This window comes from Salinicola endophyticus (genome assembly GCF_003206575.1).
In the GTDB taxonomy this organism is placed as follows: domain Bacteria; phylum Pseudomonadota; class Gammaproteobacteria; order Pseudomonadales; family Halomonadaceae; genus Salinicola; species Salinicola endophyticus.
The window spans coordinates 1-17,632 of sequence record NZ_PZJO01000006.1 but is presented as its reverse complement, the minus strand read 5'-3'; the positions used below and the strand labels follow the sequence as shown (position 1 = coordinate 17,632).

Annotated in this window: 17 protein-coding genes; 9 read left to right on the top strand and 8 right to left on the bottom strand. The window is 62.6% G+C overall.

Annotated features, from left to right (window positions below; all coding sequences use genetic code 11):
• Positions 1–19 precede the first annotated feature (19 nt).
• Positions 20–919 carry a LysR family transcriptional regulator gene (locus tag DOM66_RS13610; RefSeq protein ID WP_110674952.1) on the top strand — a complete coding sequence of 300 codons (900 nt, stop codon included), beginning with the start codon at positions 20–22 and terminating at the stop codon, positions 917–919.
• On the opposite strand, the gene DOM66_RS13605 is transcribed toward DOM66_RS13610, so the two are convergent.
• Positions 916–1,371 carry a hypothetical protein gene (locus tag DOM66_RS13605; protein ID WP_110674953.1) on the bottom strand — a complete coding sequence of 152 codons (456 nt, stop codon included), beginning with the start codon at positions 1,369–1,371 and terminating at the stop codon, positions 916–918. The genes DOM66_RS13610 and DOM66_RS13605 overlap by 4 nt on opposite strands.
• A 99-nt stretch (positions 1,372–1,470) precedes the next feature.
• Between DOM66_RS13605 and DOM66_RS13600 the strand changes: the two genes are divergently transcribed.
• Positions 1,471–1,914: a MarR family winged helix-turn-helix transcriptional regulator gene (locus DOM66_RS13600; RefSeq protein WP_110674954.1), complete on the top strand. Its 444-nt coding sequence runs from the start codon at positions 1,471–1,473 to the stop codon at positions 1,912–1,914.
• Between the two features lie 363 nt (positions 1,915–2,277).
• Here the strand turns inward: DOM66_RS13600 and DOM66_RS13595 are convergent, their stop codons facing one another.
• From DOM66_RS13595 to DOM66_RS13585, 3 genes are all read right to left on the bottom strand, one after another.
• Complete coding sequence (locus DOM66_RS13595; RefSeq protein ID WP_110690561.1) at positions 2,278–2,763, bottom strand: GNAT family N-acetyltransferase; 486 nt, start codon at positions 2,761–2,763, stop codon at positions 2,278–2,280.
• Positions 2,764–2,915: 152 nt separating this feature from the next.
• Positions 2,916–3,818 (bottom strand): mechanosensitive ion channel family protein, encoded by a 903-nt coding sequence (locus DOM66_RS13590; protein WP_110690560.1) that lies wholly within the window; start codon positions 3,816–3,818, stop codon positions 2,916–2,918.
• Between the two features lie 94 nt (positions 3,819–3,912).
• The gene (locus DOM66_RS13585) at positions 3,913–4,530 is read right to left on the bottom strand and encodes a DinB family protein (protein ID WP_342588201.1); all 618 of its coding nucleotides are present in this window, start codon (positions 4,528–4,530) and stop codon (positions 3,913–3,915) included.
• A gap of 509 nt (positions 4,531–5,039) precedes the next feature.
• On the opposite strand from DOM66_RS13585, the gene DOM66_RS13580 reads away from it, so the two are divergent.
• On the top strand, positions 5,040–5,882 hold the full coding sequence (locus tag DOM66_RS13580; RefSeq protein WP_245392442.1) for a transporter substrate-binding domain-containing protein: 843 nt from the start codon (positions 5,040–5,042) through the stop codon (positions 5,880–5,882).
• Positions 5,883–6,002: 120 nt separating this feature from the next.
• Here DOM66_RS13580 and DOM66_RS13575 read toward each other — a convergent pair whose 3' ends face one another.
• The 3 genes from DOM66_RS13575 to dbpA all read right to left on the bottom strand — a co-directional run bounded on the left by DOM66_RS13575 (position 6,003) and on the right by dbpA (position 9,469).
• Positions 6,003–7,010 carry a zinc-dependent alcohol dehydrogenase family protein gene (locus DOM66_RS13575; RefSeq protein WP_110690559.1) on the bottom strand — a complete coding sequence of 336 codons (1,008 nt, stop codon included), beginning with the start codon at positions 7,008–7,010 and terminating at the stop codon, positions 6,003–6,005.
• Positions 7,011–7,167: 157 nt separating this feature from the next.
• Positions 7,168–8,025 carry a PA4780 family RIO1-like protein kinase gene (locus tag DOM66_RS13570; protein ID WP_110690558.1) on the bottom strand — a complete coding sequence of 286 codons (858 nt, stop codon included), beginning with the start codon at positions 8,023–8,025 and terminating at the stop codon, positions 7,168–7,170.
• Positions 8,026–8,053: 28 nt separating this feature from the next.
• The gene (gene dbpA, locus DOM66_RS13565; protein ID WP_245392441.1) at positions 8,054–9,469 is read right to left on the bottom strand and encodes an ATP-dependent RNA helicase DbpA; all 1,416 of its coding nucleotides are present in this window, start codon (positions 9,467–9,469) and stop codon (positions 8,054–8,056) included.
• Between the two features lie 230 nt (positions 9,470–9,699).
• Between dbpA and DOM66_RS13560 the strand changes: the two genes are divergently transcribed.
• A complete protein-coding gene (locus DOM66_RS13560) occupies positions 9,700–10,428 on the top strand; it encodes a YebC/PmpR family DNA-binding transcriptional regulator (protein WP_110674961.1) in 729 nt (242 codons plus the stop codon).
• 94 nt (positions 10,429–10,522) lie between these two features.
• On the opposite strand, the gene DOM66_RS13555 is transcribed toward DOM66_RS13560, so the two are convergent.
• The gene (locus DOM66_RS13555; protein WP_223161986.1) at positions 10,523–11,137 is read right to left on the bottom strand and encodes a BPSL1445 family SYLF domain-containing lipoprotein; all 615 of its coding nucleotides are present in this window, start codon (positions 11,135–11,137) and stop codon (positions 10,523–10,525) included.
• Between the two features lie 238 nt (positions 11,138–11,375).
• On the opposite strand from DOM66_RS13555, the gene DOM66_RS13550 reads away from it, so the two are divergent.
• The 5 genes from DOM66_RS13550 to DOM66_RS13530 form a co-directional block, all read left to right on the top strand.
• Entirely contained in the window at positions 11,376–12,377 is a 1,002-nt protein-coding gene (locus tag DOM66_RS13550) for an ABC transporter ATP-binding protein (RefSeq protein ID WP_110675304.1), read from the top strand.
• Positions 12,374–13,135, top strand: coding sequence for an ABC transporter permease (locus DOM66_RS13545; RefSeq protein ID WP_110674962.1), 762 nt, complete (start codon positions 12,374–12,376; stop codon positions 13,133–13,135). The genes DOM66_RS13550 and DOM66_RS13545 overlap by 4 nt, the downstream gene beginning before the upstream one ends.
• Positions 13,136–13,206: 71 nt before the next feature.
• Positions 13,207–14,292 (top strand): nucleoid-associated protein, encoded by a 1,086-nt coding sequence (locus DOM66_RS13540; RefSeq protein ID WP_110690556.1) that lies wholly within the window; start codon positions 13,207–13,209, stop codon positions 14,290–14,292.
• A 368-nt stretch (positions 14,293–14,660) separates the two neighbouring features.
• Positions 14,661–16,286, top strand: a complete 1,626-nt coding sequence (locus DOM66_RS13535; RefSeq protein ID WP_110690555.1) for a methyl-accepting chemotaxis protein — start codon at positions 14,661–14,663, stop codon at positions 16,284–16,286.
• Between the two features lie 383 nt (positions 16,287–16,669).
• On the top strand, positions 16,670–17,632 hold a 963-nt coding region (locus DOM66_RS13530), incomplete at its 3' end, for a methyl-accepting chemotaxis protein (protein ID WP_157959049.1).

Sequence of the window (17,632 nt, the reverse complement as noted above, 5' to 3'; positions counted from 1 at the left end):
TCTATAAAAGAGAACGAAAATGAGCCGCCTCAACTATCATCACCTCTACTACTTCTGGCGCGTGGCCCGGGAAGGCAAGCTGACCCAGGTGGCGGACTCGCTGCACCTCTCCCAGAGCGCGCTCTCGGCGCAGATCCGCAAGCTGGAAGAACGGATGGACAAGCCGCTGTTCGAGCGCCGCAACCGCGCCCTGGTGCTGACCGAGGCGGGCCGCCGGGTGTTCAACTATGCCGAGGTGATCTTCACCAAGGGCGAGGAGCTGGAGTCGCTGATTGGCCGCGGTATCGAGCCCGAGTATCAGCGCCTGCGCATCGGCACTCTCTCCACCATGTCGCGTAACTTCATCGAGAGCTTCGTCGCCCCCCTGCTCCACCAGCCGACACAGCGGGTGCACTTCAGCCTGCACGCCCGCGGCATGGCTGATCTGCTCGATGGCCTGGCCCGCCACGAACTCGACATAGTGCTCACCAACACCCAACTGCCGTCGTCTCATTCGCAGGCCGCCGCCTGGCAGAGCCAGCTACTGGCACGCCAGCCGCTCTCGATCATCGGCCCCCCCGGCGCCTCCCCCGGCAAGCCCTTCCCTAACGGCTTCGAACACAGCCGCTGGGTGCTGCCCGGTGAGCACCACGAGATTCGCCGCGCCTTCGACGGCCACTGCAGTCTCTACCAGTACCGGCCGACGATTCTCGCCGAAGCCGACGACATGGCCATGCTGCGTCTTCTGGCCCGTGATAGCGGTGCGCTGAGCGTGCTGCCGGAGGTGGTGGTCAAGGACGAGCTGCAGCAGGGGCGCCTGACGCGCCTGGAGCAGCTCCCCAACGTCTTCGAGAACTTCTACGCCATCACCCTGCCGCGGGAGTTCATGCCGGGAGTGGTCTCGGAGCTGCTGGCCGGGCCACTGGGGGATATGGCCTAACGGTTCGCCAACGTTGAACGTCTAAACCTACCGCTCATCTTGAAACCGTCTCGCATGTTCATGCCCATCAAGACGAGATTGGTCGCACCGGCCAGCAATTCAGCGCCTTGCACCAGGTAGAAAGCCGTATCGAACGCGCCTGCGGATGCCCAGCGATCCAGGAACACGGCGCAGGGAATGAGCACCAATAAGCCATTGATGGCAATAAAGGGCATTCTCATCTTCTTGCGTCGTACGAGCTTCCCACTTCTGGATTTCGCCAAGGCAAAACCGCTACCGCCGGTCAAGGCAATGGAGGGCACCAGCACCCACAAGCCTGGCCACACGATGAGGCTTTTGACGGTCGCGATGGATGCTGACGTACCGAACAGCTCGACGAGAATCGTCGACGAGAAGAACGTGGCAATGCACAAGATGGCGAGGGTGGCTGCCAGTCGATGGAGCATGAGCATTCTGGTTTCCTCCGGCGGGGCAAGTTGGTAACATGTTGTCATCATGCGAGCGACAACCGAGGTTGTCAACATGTTGTCAATTCGCCAGAGGAATCGCCGATGAGCGACGCTCAGAAAGGCCCGGTGTTCACCGAGATTGTTCTCGAAGTCTTCAAGCTGGGCGGGCTCCTCGTCAGTGAGGGCGACCGTATGGGGTCGGAATATGGCATCACCAGTGCCCGATGGAAGATCCTGGGAGCCCTTTCCTTGGCGGGTGAACCACAAACCGTGCCGCAGATCGCCGGCAGCATGGGGCTGACAAGACAAGCCGTACAGCGGCTCGTGGACGCCATGCAAAAGGATAACCTTCTGTTATTCCAAGACAATCCGGGGCATAAACGCGCAAAACTGATCAGCCTCTCGGACCTCGGGAAAACGGTCTATTCAAAGCTGTACGACAAGCAGTCGGGCTGGGCCAAGACATGCTCTGCAGGCATCACCCAGGCGGAACTCGAGACAACACTGTCTGTGCTCGAGCGCATCTCCGGCGCGATTGACCGCTGACGAAGCTTTAGATGCCCCCCAGATGGCGTAGGCCCACATCAGGATCGCGCCAGCGATCGAGAATCCCAACCGGCCGAAAGCCGATATGGCGCGGCAACTAGAGGAACACCACGCCACGAAAACCAAAAAGCCCCGAGTCAGTGGTCTGACTCGGGGCTTGTCACGATAGGCAAGATTGGCAGTGATGATGGATGCAGGAGTGTCTGGCTTACTCACCCACCTCCTCACCGTTAGCTATGGCATTGATGTTAAAAGCCCTCTTGACCATCCGTTCCTACTTATCTTTTTCTCGTCACACTCTTGTGAGAGATTGATACGCGCTCCGTGAGAAACTGATACATCATCCAAGGCACTGCAGAGACTCTACAGCCTCTGTTTATAGTCTTCTAAATTCAAGCCCAGGAAGTGTGTGCCTGGAACGGGATTGTGCGTGACGGGAGGATGCTCAACGAACCCATATGAACGGTATAGCTTCAGGGCCGCCTTGAACTCTGGCAGAACATCCAAACATATCTTCTTGTATCCACTAATCACGGCCTCTTGCAAAACCCTGTCAATCAGATGAGCCCCCTGATGACTCCCGCGGGCGTTTGGACGGATATACACTCGCTTCATTTCGCAGGTGGTATCACTCAGCTTCCGAAATGCCGCACACCCGACCGGTTCGCCATCTTTTTTCAGCAGAAAAATCTTTGATTCGTCGCCGCCATACTTTTCAGGCAGTCGGCTAAACTCCTGGTCATTACCCTGAAAAGAAAGATCGACGGAGGTGCTGTTCACATACTCACGGTAGAGATCAAGCACATCCTGCAGGTCATCAGGAAAAACAGCTCTCACCACCTCAAACACGATACACTCCTAGCGATATCATTGTTGGCACCACGACGCGTGGAGACCAGTACTCGGAAAATTTCTGACTGTCTCGGCCAGACTGACCACACCCGATAGCATGGGTACCTATCTCTGTCTTCCCGCTGTTGCAAGACGTCGTCATATCCGGCTTAGCGAGCCTTCTTTTCATTTACGTCTTCGGCAGGCGGGTAGACTCGCAAACCACCGGCAAACGAGATCGTTCGCTGGGGGAAGGGAATCTCAATGCCGGCCTCATCGAAGCGGCGTTTTACATTGGCGTAGCTGTCGCACTGCAACACGAAGCCGTTTGCAGGGCTATCTGCCCAGGCCCAGGCTCTGAGCGTGATGGAAGAGTCACCGAGCGCCGTGACTCGCACCGGGACGATCGGGGTGTTATCTCGTATCTGCTCTGCTGTGCGCTGGTCAATGATCAGCGGATGCTTGACGATTTCGTCTTGCATCATCTCCATTGCCTGCTCCAGGTCCGATGAGTAGCCGACGCCCACCTCGATGATCTTGCAGATTTTATTGTCGGTATGGTTGGCATTGACCACCACTTCACTGCTGATCTGTGAATTCGGAATAATGATTCGATTATTCTCGGCATCTCGGAGAATGGTTTCTCGTAGCGTGATGTCTTCGACGGTTCCGGTGTAATTGCCAGAGACGGTGATGCGATCACCGATCCGGAACGGGCGGAAGAAGACGATCATGAAACCGCTGACAATATTCCCAAGCACTTGCTGCGATGCCAGACCACCGACCAGCGTGAGAATACCGGCACCCGTCAGCAGTGAATGCCCCACGATATCGAGTTCGGGGATGCGTGTCAGGCATGCGCCAATGCCGACGCCATAGATCACGACAGAGATGAGACGCTTGGCGAAATTGAGTGCGGTCTTGTCGACAGAGGCGGTGGCCAACATGGATGATTCCAGTCGATTGATGATCGCAATTACCGCCCAGTTCACCAGAGCCGCAATACTGATGATGGTCACCAGTATCGCTAAAAGCCGAAAGTCCGAAGGCACACTGTCGAATATTGACTTCATCTAAGAGACCCTAGCGACCAAAAAATAATGCACGGCCTTGCGGCAATCTCGAGGCCGTGCAGCCATGAAAACATTGACCGGCAGCGGCGGCTGATCAGACATGATTTTCATCCGGAATCAGCGCCAGCAGATCAGTGACACCCACCTCCTTGCCGGCCTGTGACAACAAGGTAGATGCCTGGCCGCGATGGTGGGTTTGATGATTGAAAAAATGAAGAACCAGGCTCGAATACCGCTTGTGGAAAGTCATCCCTTTGCTATTGCGATAAGTGAGAATGAGTTCCAGATCATCGCCAGACAAGCCGGCTATCCAACCGATGATCTTCTGGTCCAACCAAACTCGGCGCTCGGCCAGCCGATCGAGGTCGTCAAAGACCATCTGATCCAGACCGGTCGGCTGTGGCAGATCAATCACCTCGCGTAACGAGATCGAGCAGGCGGGATGTTCAGCAAACCGCTTGAGCCAGATGGTGTCAGCAACGAGGAGATGATTCAGCGTTTTCAGAAGGGAGCCGAAAAAGGCCCCTCGATCCCTGGCTAAATCGGTGGCAGAGAGAAGGCCCGCAGCCTCATAAACCTTCGCGTTCATCCACTGATTGTAGGAAGCCAGCAACCCAAAATGATCTTTCAGTGTCATCACAGCGTCTTCTCGAATAGAACCGTCAGACATGAGCGCACCGGAAGACCCGAAGCCCGCGGGGTCAAAGCTCAAGCAAGGCATCCTGCGACGCTACCGCCCCTACCTGTGCATGCAGTGATGGCCGGCTGCCATCCATGCAGTAGTCCCTTGCGCGTGAATCACGGTCGTAGCGCCCTCTTGAGTACGGCCGTTGCCCGACAGTAACCAACCGTCACGTCAAGAACAACGCCAACCCAAGCGGGAGCCCCCCACCGGCCATCTTTCTTGATGTGAATGTACACCCCGCGCCCCTCTTCACACGTTTTGCGTGCCACACCTGCCCCATGGACAACGTGTTGTATTTACGTGATATTCGAATACCGACTCGAAAGGCGTGCGACTTTTCAGGTCGATCTCGTACCGGGTTTGGCCATCCGACAGGTGGCGGCGTTGCTCGCGGATTCGCGGAATACGCCCGAGGCAGTGTCCGCCTTCCCATCGCGTGCCGCATGCGGCACGCTGTCCGGGTGGGGCGCATGCCGCCCGCACCAACAACAATCGTTCAGCACCGATAACAACCTCACAACTTCAAGGATCTCTCCGTGACACCACGTTTCTCCGCCCCTCGCGAGCTGGCTTGTCTTGCGTTCTCCGCCGTGGCTCTGTTCGGCGCGCAACTATTCACCGCCCCCCTCGCCAGCGCCGACACCCAGACCGAAGCCGGGCAGCACGTGCGCATCGCCGTCGATGTACCCTATCCGCCGTTCGAGTATCGCAACGCCGCCGGTGAACTAGAGGGCTTCGAGATCGATCTCGGCAACATCCTGTGCCAGCGTGCCAAGCTCGACTGCGAGTGGGTGGTCCAGGGCTGGGATGGCATCATCCCTGGCCTGCTCGCGCGCAAGTACGACGCCATCATGTCGTCGATGCGCATCACCCCGGCGCGGGAGCGCCAGGTGCGATTTACCCGCCCCTATGCGATGTCGCCCAAGGTATGGGTGGCGCGCCGCGGCGAGACGATCGATCTCGACGACCCCGCCTCGCTGAAGGGGCTGAGCGTCGGCGTCCAGCGCGGAACCACCCAGGATAGCTACATCACCGAACGCTATGCCGACAAGCTCCATATCCAGCGCTACGCCACTGCAGCGGATGTGGCCCTGGACCTGGAAGCCCAACGGCTCGATCTGGCCTTCCTCAACTATCCGGTGGCGCTGGACGCGCTGGAACTCGGCAAGCCGGACAGCCAGTACGTGCAGGTGGGCCCGCGCATCGATCAACCGGAGTCGATCTTCGGCCGCGGTAATGCCATCGCCGTGCGCCCGCGGGACAAGGCCCTGGCCGCGGCCTTCGACCAGGCGCTGGATAGCGTCTACGCCGATGGCACCTTCGTCGAGCTGATGCACCAGTACTTCGATTACGACCTGCGCCCGCCCTCGCGCAAGTGAGATCAACAGCGCCCCTGCGTTCAGGCCCATGCCAGCGCGCAGGGGCCTGAACGACAACGCCGCCGGAGAGCTCTCCGGCGGCGTTGTCGTTTGGCAGTGGCATGAACTTGGGAGTGGTGCTCAGAATTCGAGGCAAATCTTGCCAAAGTGCTTGCCCGACTCCTGATAGCGGAAGGCATCCGCAATCTCGCCGAGGCCGAAGCTGCGGTCGATGATCGGCTTGAGACCGGTGACCTCGAGGGCGCGGATCATCTCGATCTGATCCCGCCGGCTGCCGACGATCAGCCCCTGCAGCTTGGCCTGCTTGGCCATCAGCTTGGCGGTGGGCACCTCGCCGCCAACCCCGGTGAGCACGCCGATCAGCGCGATATGGCCAGCGATCGCCACGGCATCGATCGACTGCGGCAGCGTGCCGGGGCCGCCGACCTCGATCACGTGGTCGACACCGCGCCCGTCGGTGAGCGCCTGGACCCGCTTGCCCCACTCGGGCTCGTCGCGGTAGTTGATGGTGTGATCGGCGCCCAGCTCACGCAGCCGTTCGAGCTTGGCATCCGACGAGGAGGTCGCGATCACCTGCGCCCCCATCGCCTTGGCCAGTTGCAGGGCGAAGATCGACACACCGCCGCTGCCCAGGGTGAGCACGCTGTCTCCCGGCTTGAGGCCGCCGTCGACCACCAGTGCACGCCAGGCGGTAAGCCCGGCGGTGGTCAGCGTGGCGGCTTCGGCGTGGCTGTAGCCGGCCGGAGCCAAGGTGAAGTAGTGGGCGGGGCGTACCACCTGCTCGCGGGCGTAGCCATCGATGCCATCACCGGGCACGGTCTTGAAGTCGCCGACCCGCGCCGGCCCTTCCAGCCATTGAGGGAAGAAAGTCGAGACCACATGATCGCCGACGGCGAACTCGTCGACACCCTCGCCGACCGCCTCGACCACCCCGGCACCGTCGGACATGGGGATACGCCCATCCTCGGTCGGCGAGACGCCGCTGGCGACAATGTAGTCATGGAAGTTGAGCGAGCTGGCGTGAATGCGCACACGAATCTCGCCCGGCCCGGGGGCGCTGGGGGCGTCAGTGGTGCCGAGTGAGAGCTTGTCGAGCCCGCCGGGCGCGGTCAGATGAACGACCTGCATGAAGTCAGCCTCCTGGTTTGGTTGGCGTCTGGGAGTGGACATCGATGAACGTCCTGGCGCCAAGACCAACGGCGAAGCGCCGCCAGCCAGGCACCACCGACGATGAACCATCCGAGACGATGTGCCCCCAGTGTAGACACCTCACCCCGCCCCCGCCTCACCAGTCGTCGGCGTCTTCCTGCTGGCGGGCATCGCGCTCGGCGGCCTCCTCGCGGGCGGCGTCGATCACACGCATCACGTCGCTGACATCGACCCGCGAGGCATCCGGCGTGAAGCGCCCCGTCAGCACGCTCTCCGGGTGCAGCTCGCCGGCTTCATAGGCGGCCCAGATCTCCTTGGCGTAGTCGGTCGCGAGCAGCTCAGGGGCGAAGCGGCCGAAATAGTGGCGCAGGTTGTCGACGTCGCGCACCAGCATCCAGGGCGCGTTGTTGTTGCCGGCGGCATCCACCGCCTGGGGCAGATCGATGATCACCGGCCCTTCGGCACCGACCAGGATATTGAATTCCGACAGATCGCCATGGACCAGCCCGGCGCAGAGCATGCGCACCACCTCGCCGATCAGGCGCTGGTGGTAGTCGAGCGCCTGCTCAGGGGTGAGTTCGACATCATCCAGCCGCGGGGCGACATCGCCGTCGGCATCGGCAATGCGTTCCATCAGCAGCACGCCGTCGACGAAACCGTGGGGCGTGGGCACCCGCACCCCGGCGGCGGCCAGACGGTAGAGCGCCTCGACCTCGGCATTGAGCCACGCCGACTCTTGCTCGCGCTGGCCGTAGCGGGTCTTCTTGGACATCGCCCGGGCGCGGCGGCTGTTGCGCACCTTGCGCCCCTCTTGATAGGTCACCGCCTGCTTGAAGCTGCGGCTCTTGGCCTCCTTGAAGACCTTGGCACAGCGCAGTTCGTCGCCACAGCGCACGACGAACACCTGTGCCTCCTTACCGCTCATGAGCTGGCTGACGACCTCGTCGATCAGGCCATCCTCCACCAGCGGCTGCAATCGTTTGGGTATCTTCATGCGGCCTCGCTCTCAGCGCTTTCCACAGTTATCGACCATCAGCATCGACCACCAGACGAGCACGACAGCGCCGCCCTTTCAACTTGCCGGCGTTCAATACCGCCAGGGCCCGACGCGCGAGCTCACGCTCCACCGCCACGAAGGCGACGCGATCCGTCACCTTGATCTTGCCGACCCGGCCGGCGTCGATGCCCTCGTCATCGCCGCCGCGGGTCAGGGCGCCGAGAATATCGCCGGGGCGGATCTTCTGCTGCTTGCCGGCATCGATCTCGAGGGTCGCCATGGCCGGCTGAAACGGCGTTTCGTCGCCGCCCTTGGGTAGCGGCTCGAACTCGGGCGGCTCGGCGAGCAGCGCCGCCAGCCGCTCCAGACGATGCGTCTCGCGCTCGCTCACCAGGGTGCAGGCGGTGCCCTGTTCGCCGGCGCGGCCGGTACGCCCGACCCGGTGCACGTGGGATTCGAGTTCCCGCGCGAGCTGATAGTTGAACACCGCATCGAGGGCTTCGATATCCAGACCCCGAGCCGCCACATCGGTGGCGACCAGAATCGACAGGCTGCCCTGGGCGAAGCGGATCAGCAGGCGGTCACGCTCACGCTGATCGCGCTCGCCGTGCAGCGCCTCGGCGCTGAACCCCGCCTGTGCCAGCGCCTGGGCCACCGTCTCGGTCTCCTGGCGGGTATTGCAGAAGACGATACTGGAACTGGGCCGGTAGTGGTGCAGCAGGCGCATCAGCGCCGGCAGCCGCGCGGTCTCGTCGGCGATGCGGTGGAAGTGCTGATGGATACTCTCCTGGCCGTGCGTCTCGGGCACGCTCAGGCTGACCGGATCGCGCAGCAGGCGCTCGGCGACCGGGCGTACGGCATCGGCATAGGTGGCGCTGAACAGCAGCGTCTGCCGCGATCTCGGCGTGGCGGCGACGATCGCCTCCAGCGTCTCCTGGAAGCCCATGTCGAGCATGCGGTCGGCCTCGTCGAGCACCAACACGCGCAGCGCATCCAGATCGAGCGCGCCCTTGCGCAGATGCGCCTCGAGCCGGCCGGGGGTGCCGACCACCACATGGGCGCCGTGGGCCAACGAGTTCAGCTGCGGGCCCATCGGTGTCCCGCCGCACAGCGTCAGGATCTTGACGTTGGCGAGCTGTCGCGCCAGCCGGCGCAGCTCTTCGGCGACCTGGTCGGCCAGCTCACGGGTCGGGCAGAGCACCAGCGCCTGCACCTCGAAGCGCGTGATATCGAGCGCCTGGAGCAGGCCGAGGCCGAAGGCGGCGGTCTTGCCGGAGCCGGTGCGCCCCTGGCCGATCACGTCGCGTCCGGCGAGGATCGCTGGCAGCGCCAGCGCCTGGATCGGGGTCATGGTGTGATAGCCCAGCGAGTCCAGGTTGTGCTTGAGCGCCGGGGTCAGCGCCAGTGCGCTGAAGTCGGTCGAGGTCGCGGTGTCGGACACGAGCGGGATTCCTGTACAGAGGGCGGATCGCGGCTTTCCCGCCGCGCGTGGCGCCGCGCAGTGGCGGTCGTCGGAGGGCGGCAGGATACCAGAGCCCGCCGCCACGCGTCGGCATCCCGCAGCGTCACTGGCACGAAAGCGTAAATAAACCTGCAACATCCCCGCCAGGTTGAGTAAAATCGCGGCCGTCGTAGACAACCTGATCGTAGACAACCTGATAGGTGTGACTGATGGGAAGGGCCTTCCAGAACCGCAAGGAATCCATGGCCAAGACGGCCGCCGCCAAGACCAAGGTGTACAGCAAGTATGGCCGCGAGATTTACGTCTGCGCCAAGTCGGGCGGTACCGACCCCCACGGCAACCTGACCCTGCGCGGCCTGATCGAGAAGGCCAAGAAGGACCAGGTGCCCTCTCACGTTATCGAGAAGGCGCTGGACAAGGCCTCCGGGGCCGGCGGCGAGGACTTCTCCACCGCCCGCTACGAAGGTTTCGGCCCGGGCAACTGCATGGTCATCGTCGACTGCCTGACCGACAACCCCAACCGGACCTACGGTGACGTGCGCGGCTGCTTCACCAAGAACAAGGCCAAGATCGGCACCCAGGGCACGGTCAGCCACATGTTCGATCACTGCGCGATCTTCGCCTTTGCCGGCGATGACGAAGAAGCGGTGCTCGAAGCGCTGATGGAAGCCGATGTCGATGTCACCGATATCGAGAGCGAAGACGGCCGTATCACCGTGTTCGCCCCGCATACCGAGTATGCCAAGGCCAAACAGGCGCTGCTCGACGCCTTCGGCGAGATCGACTTCGAGGCCGACGAAATCCAGTTCCTGCCGCAGACGACCACGCCGCTGGAAGGCGACGACGTCGCCCAGTTCGAGAAATTCATCGACATGCTCAACGATCTCGACGACGTCCAGAACGTCTACCACAACGCCGAGCTGCCCGAGCAAGCCTGACCCGAGCGTTTCGCCCAGGCCTGACTGAGCCGGCGCCATGCCCAACCCCCTCCGGCGAACCGAAGGGCGTGGGACATGGCGCCGGCTCAGCGCATCACGGGCGTTCTTTGGAGATCTTTGCGCCGTTGAGCGAGACGCCGCCCTGGAGGCCCTGATTGTTCATGACGAACGCGATCACCTCCTGATTGGCAGTGTTGTTGGTGATCTGGCCGTTGGCGCCGATATCCGCCACCGCGACGCCGGCGCTGGCACCCACTGACCAGTCGTTGTTGCTGCGCACGCGGTTGAGCGCCTTGTCGGTCATCAGCAGATAGACCACCGCCTGTGACTGAGCCCCGGCCTGGAAGCCGATCGAGCCGCTGGTGGTGGTGTAATAACCGGCCTTGGTGCCGTCCACGAGCAGTTCGCCCTCGCCATGGCTGGCGCCGACGATGAAGCTGGCACCGAGCACCCCGGGGAACACCAGCACGCCCTTGGCCTGATCCACCAGCGACCGCGACTGCGGCGCCACGCGATAGAGCCGGTCGAGGGTATTGGCTACGTCCTGATCGAGCTGACGGCGCTCGGCGCGCTGACTCTCGCGATCCTGCGGCGAGGTGGTGGTACACGCCGAGAGCAGCGTGGTGCCCAGCATGGCGGCGAGCAGCAGCACGCTGGTGCGGCTGGTGATCGTCGAGAGGGACATGAAACGTGGCATGGAGCGTGGCATGGATGAGCCTCCTGGCTTGATGACGCCAGCGGCCCGCGCGTGGGTAACGAGCGGGCCGCACCGGTAAGGGCGCCGGCGCGTCAGCGGTCTATGAAATTTCCGTGTATGACAGTGTCGTTATAGACGACCGCGGCACATTGCGCCTGTCTGTGCCTGCCTAGCGACTGGCGGATGCGGGTCCAGTCGAGACGTGTTTTCGCCTACAATGGTCACCTTTCACGCCACGATGTTGCCACTCATGAGTCACCCCACAGCCACAGTGTCATCCCCGGCGACGGCCAGCAGCGCGCCTGCCGCCGAGCCCGCGCCGGTGATCGAGATCATCGGTCTCTCCAAGCGCTACGACTCCGGTTTCGAAGCGCTCAAGCAGGTCGATCTCGAGATCCGACGTGGCGAGATCTTCGCCCTGCTCGGCCCCAACGGCGCCGGCAAGACCACCCTGATCAGCATCATCTGCGGCCTGGTCAACGCCAGCGCCGGCCAGGTGCTGGTGGATGGCCACGACAACGTCAGCGCCTACCGCGCCGCCCGCGCCAAGATCGGCCTGGTTCCGCAGGAGCTGACCAGCGACGCCTTCGAGACCGTGTGGAACACGGTGCGCTTCAGCCGCGGCCTGTTCGGGCGCAAGCCCGATGACGCCCATATCGAACGGGTGCTGAAGTCGCTGTCACTCTGGGACAAGCGCAAGAACAAGCTGATCACGCTCTCCGGCGGCATGAAGCGCCGTGTGCTGATCGCCAAGGCGCTGGCCCACGAACCCGAGATCCTGTTCCTCGATGAGCCCACCGCCGGGGTCGACGTGGCGCTGCGCCGCGACATGTGGGAGGTGGTACGGGAGCTACGCGCCAGCGGCGTCACCATCATTCTCACCACCCACTACATCGAAGAAGCCGAGGAGATGGCGGATCGTATCGGTGTCATCAATGGTGGCGAGATCGTGCTGGTGCGGGAAAAACAGGCGCTGATGCGTCAGCTCGGCAGCAAGCAGCTCACCCTGCAGTTACAGCAGCCGCTGGCGAGCGTGCCGCCGGCGCTTTCGCACTACCCGCTGGCGCTGGATGAAGGGGGCAGCGTGCTGGTCTACACCTACGATGCCAGTGACCCGAACGCCCAGGGGCAGGTGCCGATCAGCACCCTGCTCAACGACATCGAAGCCGCCGGCATTCGCTTCAAGGATCTGCATACCAAGCAGAGCTCACTGGAAGAGATCTTCGTCAAACTGGTCAGAGAGCGCCAATGAACCTTCAAGCCGTACGCGCCATCTACTGTTTCGAGATGGCCCGGGCCGGTCGTACCCTGCTGCAGAGCCTGGTATCGCCGGTCATCTCCACCTCGCTCTACTTCGTCGTCTTCGGCGCCGCGATCGGGTCGCGCATCCAGGAGGTCGAAGGGGTCAGCTACGGGGCCTTCATCGTGCCCGGGCTGATCATGTTGATGCTGTTGACCCAGAGCGTCTCCAACGCGTCCTTCGGGATCTTCTTCCCCAAGTTCACCGGCACCATCTACGAGGTGATGTCGGCGCCGATCTCGTACTTCGAGATCGTGCTCGGCTATGTCGGCGCTGCCGCCTCGAAGTCGGCGGTGCTGGGGCTGGTGATCCTGGGCACGGCGAACTTCTTCGTCGATCTGCACATCCTGCACCCGTTCATGATGCTGCTGTTTCTGGTGCTCACCGCGATCACCTTCAGCCTGCTCGGCTTCATCATCGGCATCTGGGCGGACAGCTTCGAGAAGCTGCAGCTGGTGCCGCTGCTGATCATCACCCCGCTGACCTTCCTCGGCGGCAGCTTCTACTCGATCGACATGCTGCCCAGCGTGTGGCAGGCGGTCACCCTGGCCAACCCGGTGGTCTACCTGGTCAGCGGCTTCCGCTGGAGCTTCTACGGCATCAGCGACGTCAGCGTGGTCGCGAGCCTGGTCATGGTATTCGTGTTCCTCGGCGTCAGCCTGGCGGTGGTCAACTGGATCTTCCGCACCGGCTACCGCCTGCGTCCGTGATCGCCTGAGCCACCCGAGTCACGGGGCTGCCACGGCGGCCCCCAAGAGTCACGCACCGCGCCGAGGTCCCCATGCCGATACTTCAAGCCTGTGCCCATCGCATCGACAAGCACGGCGACGACAGCCCCGCGACGCTCACCGCCGGCGAGGCGCTGGCCGCCAGCGAGGCCGCGGAGTCGCTGCTGGCCGCGTTCAACCAGAGCTTTCACGCCAAGCCCAAGGCGTGGGGGCACTTTGTGGAACAGCCAGGAGAGGAAGCGGACACGCAGGCCGCAACGGACGCCGACGATGAGAGCGAGGTCGTACCCTTCGCCGCCGACACCCAGGTCGCCGCGCCAGCGCCCTCGCGTTTCGCCGCCTCGCTGACACGCTATCGTCGTGGCGAGCTGAACTTCACCGACTTCACCACCCAGGCCGCGCAGGACCTATTGGTGCTGGTCGACGCCCAGCTCTCCGTCGGCGGCCAGCTATGGTGCGTGCACAATCGCCAGGGCGAGACCGAGTTTCTGACCCTGGCGCTGCTGCACCAGCGCCGCGGTTATGGCTTCGATGCCGCCGGCCAGGTCGTCGAGGTCGACCAGCTCAACCTCGGCCAGCTGATGCTGGCGGCACGGATCGACCTGACCCAATGGCAGCGCGGCGAGTCGCGCCAGTACATCGCCCACGTGCAGGATCGCGGCAGCAAGAAGACCGGCGAAGCCTTTCGTGAGTGGCTCGGCTGCCGCGAAGGGGTCGATGCCAGCGCCGAGACCCGCACCCTGCTCAAGGCCTTCAGCGACTACGTCGAGCACGAAGATCTCAACGAAGAGGCCAGCCGCGAGAAGACCTCCACCCTGATCGACTACGCCAACGCCCAGGCCAAGCGCGGCGAACCGATCACCCTGGACGAACTCTCCGAGCTGGTCGACGAAAACCAGCCCAAGGCGTTCTACGACTACATCCGCAACCAGGATTACGGGCTGGCCGCCGAGATTCCGCCGGACAAGCGTACCCTGCAGCAGTTCAAGCGCTTCACCGGCCGTGCCACCGGCGTCTCGATCAGTTTCGACTCGCACCTGCTGGGCAACAGCATCGAGTATGACGAAGAGCGCGAGCGCCTTATCATCAAGCAGATCCCGGGGCAGTTGAAGGATCAGATCAAGCAGCGCGGTCAGTAGTATCCATTCGCCCTTCGAGATCAGACCAGGCCACCCAAGCCTGCCCCGCAGCCCGCCTTCGTGGGGGGCTGCGGGCATCCCCACCGCCTGATACGCGCCTGCACCGCACACCGCCCCTCTGCGCCATGCCCTTATCTGACAACCGCGCCTGCAAACCGCCTGTCACGGTGCCTGATCTCTCGATCGTCATCGCCTCTCTTCGCGCGTCCTTGCGCATCGAGGCGCGCAATAGTTCGCAAACTACTTAATTAAACTTGTCTTAAATTAGAATTAAATTCCGCCGATATAAACCTCGACGCAGCAGGTCCATGCCGCGTGCCGCCTATTCAAGGGCATAACCAGAGGCGTATCCATTCGGGGGAACGAATATGAGAAGTGCGCTACATAGCGTCAAGGCCCGGCTATGCCTGGGCTTGGGGTTGATTATCCTGCTGCTGATCGCGATCGGCGTGCAAGGCGTTCTCAGCAATCGCCAGACCCATCAAGCCATGCAGAGCATCGTCGAAGACAACACCCAGACGATGATCACGCTCGCTTCGGTCAGGGCCGCGATCGCCGACAATCGCACTATCTTCGCCAAGGTCGGCGGCGCCACGCCGACCCCGACACAGAGCCAGATGATCGCCGAGAATCGTCAGCGCGCCGACGAAGCGTGGGGCCACTACTACCCCGAGCTCGCCACCACTGAGGTCGAGCAGCAGCTATCGCGCACCTATCTCGATACCTTGACCAAGCTGCGCCAACTGGTCGACAGCGGCGCCGAAGAAGCCGAAATCGACGCCACCTACACCCAGATCTACAAGACCGTGACCGAGCTCTACCGGCTGGCGCGTGAGACCACGCTGGCGGAGTATGAGAAAAGCGTGGCGGATTACCGCACCAGCCTTTACGTGGTCTTCGGGGCCATCGGCGTGAGTCTGCTGCTGGCCATCGCCCTAGGCGTGTGGCTGGCCCGCGGCATCCTGCGCCCGCTCAAGGAGGCCACCGACTTCTCCACCGCCCTGGCCGAGGGCGATCTGGGCGTGCGTCTCGACGCCCGCTACCGTGACGAGTTCGGACGCATGCTGGACGCCATGGCCGCCATGCGCGACAAGCTCACCGGCGTCATCAGCGAAGTTGCGAACAACGCACGCACCGTGGAGTCGATCTCCGCCGAACTGGCCGCGAGTAACGAGAACTTGAGCCAGCGCACCCAGGAGCAGGCCGCCAGCCTGCAGGAGACCGCCTCGGCGCTGGAGCAGATCACCAATACCGTCAGCCAGAACGCCGACAACGCCGGCCAGGCCGACACCCTCGCCAGCGAGGTGAGCAGCCAGGCCAAGCAGGGCGGCGAAGTGGTCGACGAGGCGATCGGCGCGATGCGCGAGATCGACGCCTCCAGCCAGCAGATCTCCAGCATCATCGGCATGATCGACGAGATCGCCTTCCAGACCAACCTGCTCGCGCTCAACGCCTCGGTGGAGGCCGCACGTGCCGGTGAACAGGGCCGCGGCTTCGCCGTGGTCGCTCAGGAAGTGCGCCAGCTGGCCAGCCGCAGTGCCGATGCCGCCGGCGAGATCAAGCAGTTGGTCTCCGAAAGTGCCCAGCGCGTGGCGCGTGGCTCCGAACTGGTCAATCGCTCCGGCGAGACCCTGGCGCAGATCGTCACCAACGTCGAGAAGGTCACCGACCTGGTTTCCGAGATCGCCGTCGCCAGCCGCGAACAGTCCACCGGCATCCAGCAGATCAACCTGGCGGTGGGCGAGATGGATAGCGTCACCCAGCAGAACGCGACCCTGGTCGAGGAGTCGACCACTGTCACCGGCAACCTGCAGAACCAGGCCGAGATGCTGGCCCAGGAGATCAGCTTCTTCCGCGGCTATGCCAACGGTGAAGCGTCACCGCGCCATAGCCGGGCCCCCCTCCTCTCGCCGACGGTCAAGCCACGTCAATCCCAGCATCAACCGCAACCGCGTCACACTTCCCAGGACGTGGAGGAGTGGAGCAGCTTCTAACGCCAGCCGGCTCCAGCCGAGTATCGCCCGACAACCGGGCGATACTCGGGCCTCTGCTCTCTCCTCCTCACCCCATTCCCTTCCCCTCATCACTGCCTGTTCTTGCTTTTCTTCACTCACCTCCTTGGCGCCATCAGCAAGCGGTGTCTCCACAGTCAGCATATTCTGAATGCCATCCTATTGATAACCAGCACTTTAATTAAAAACATTATTTAGACACCACTCAATCATGTGTAGCTAAAAAATAAATTGTTTTAACAATACCAATCGCCCCAATGAAATTTTAGATAAATAAAAATTCAACATGGTCGATAACTCTTCTGCGCGGCAACTCCCTGCCGCGACCTGCCTGCCTACCGAGCTACCCAGATGGGGAAACGAATATGAAAAGCGCGCTATATAGCGTCAAGGCCCGCCTGTGTCTGGGGCTGGGATTGATCATCTTGTTGCTGGTCGCCATCGGCGTGCAGAGCGTCTTGAGTAATCGTCAGACCCAGGAGGCGATGCGCTCCATCGTCGAGGTGAACGTTCAGGCGATGATCCGGCTCACCACGCTCAGAGCCACCGTCAGCGACAACCGCACGATCTTTGCGCTGGCTGGTAACGGGGAACTCACCGAAGCGCAGCGTAGCGAGGTAGAGTACAACCGCCAGCGGGCCAATAGCGCTTGGGAGAGCTACTATCCCGACTTGATCACCGGCGATGACCAGCGTCAGCAGGCGGAAACCTTCATCGAGCAGTTGCACACCCTGCGCAATTTGCTGGATAGCGGCCAGGTCGATGAGAGCGAGATGCGGCAAGACTTCGCCGATCTCTACGACACCATCACCGCCCTCTACCGCTCCACGCGATCGGTCATGCTGGCCAACTATCAGCAGAGCATGGTGGACTATCAGCGCGGTCTAATGATCGTCATCGGCGTCATGCTGGCCGCACTGCTGGTCGCGATTGCCATCGGTTGGTGGTTGGCCCGGGGCATCCTGCGCCCGCTCCAGGAGGCCACCGATTTCTCCACGGCGCTCGCCGAGGGCAACCTGGGCGTACGCCTGAGCAACCGCTATCGCGACGAGTTCGGACGTATGCTGGATGCCATGGCCGCCATGCGCGACAAGCTCTCCGGGGTGATTCGCGAGGTGACGCAAAACGCCCGCACCGTGGAGTCGATCTCCGGGGAGCTGGTGGCGAGCAACGAGAACCTGAGTCAGCGCACCCAGGAGCAGGCCGCCAGCCTGCAGGAGACCGCCTCGGCGCTGGAGCAGATCACCAATACCGTCAGCCAGAACGCCGACAACGCCGGCCAAGCCGACACCCTCGCCAGTGAGGTGAGCACGCAGGCCAAGCAGGGC

Excerpts from the sequence above, each read along its gene's own strand:
- DOM66_RS13560 (WP_110674961.1), top strand. The coding sequence starts at position 9,700 with ATGGGAAGGGCCTTCCAGAACCGCAAGGAATCCATGGCCAAGACGGCC.
- DOM66_RS13575 (WP_110690559.1), bottom strand. The coding sequence starts at position 7,010 with ATGCAGGTCGTTCATCTGACCGCGCCCGGCGGGCTCGACAAGCTCTCA.
- DOM66_RS13605 (WP_110674953.1), bottom strand. The coding sequence starts at position 1,371 with ATGCTCATGCTCCATCGACTGGCAGCCACCCTCGCCATCTTGTGCATT.
- DOM66_RS13610 (WP_110674952.1), top strand. The coding sequence starts at position 20 with ATGAGCCGCCTCAACTATCATCACCTCTACTACTTCTGGCGCGTGGCC.
- DOM66_RS13545 (WP_110674962.1), top strand. The coding sequence starts at position 12,374 with ATGAACCTTCAAGCCGTACGCGCCATCTACTGTTTCGAGATGGCCCGG.
- DOM66_RS13555 (WP_223161986.1), bottom strand. The coding sequence starts at position 11,137 with ATGCCACGCTCCATGCCACGTTTCATGTCCCTCTCGACGATCACCAGC.
- DOM66_RS13570 (WP_110690558.1), bottom strand. The coding sequence starts at position 8,025 with ATGAAGATACCCAAACGATTGCAGCCGCTGGTGGAGGATGGCCTGATC.
- DOM66_RS13600 (WP_110674954.1), top strand. The coding sequence starts at position 1,471 with ATGAGCGACGCTCAGAAAGGCCCGGTGTTCACCGAGATTGTTCTCGAA.
- DOM66_RS13535 (WP_110690555.1), top strand. The coding sequence starts at position 14,661 with ATGAGAAGTGCGCTACATAGCGTCAAGGCCCGGCTATGCCTGGGCTTG.
- DOM66_RS13550 (WP_110675304.1), top strand. The coding sequence starts at position 11,376 with ATGAGTCACCCCACAGCCACAGTGTCATCCCCGGCGACGGCCAGCAGC.
- DOM66_RS13540 (WP_110690556.1), top strand. The coding sequence starts at position 13,207 with ATGCCGATACTTCAAGCCTGTGCCCATCGCATCGACAAGCACGGCGAC.
- DOM66_RS13590 (WP_110690560.1), bottom strand. The coding sequence starts at position 3,818 with ATGAAGTCAATATTCGACAGTGTGCCTTCGGACTTTCGGCTTTTAGCG.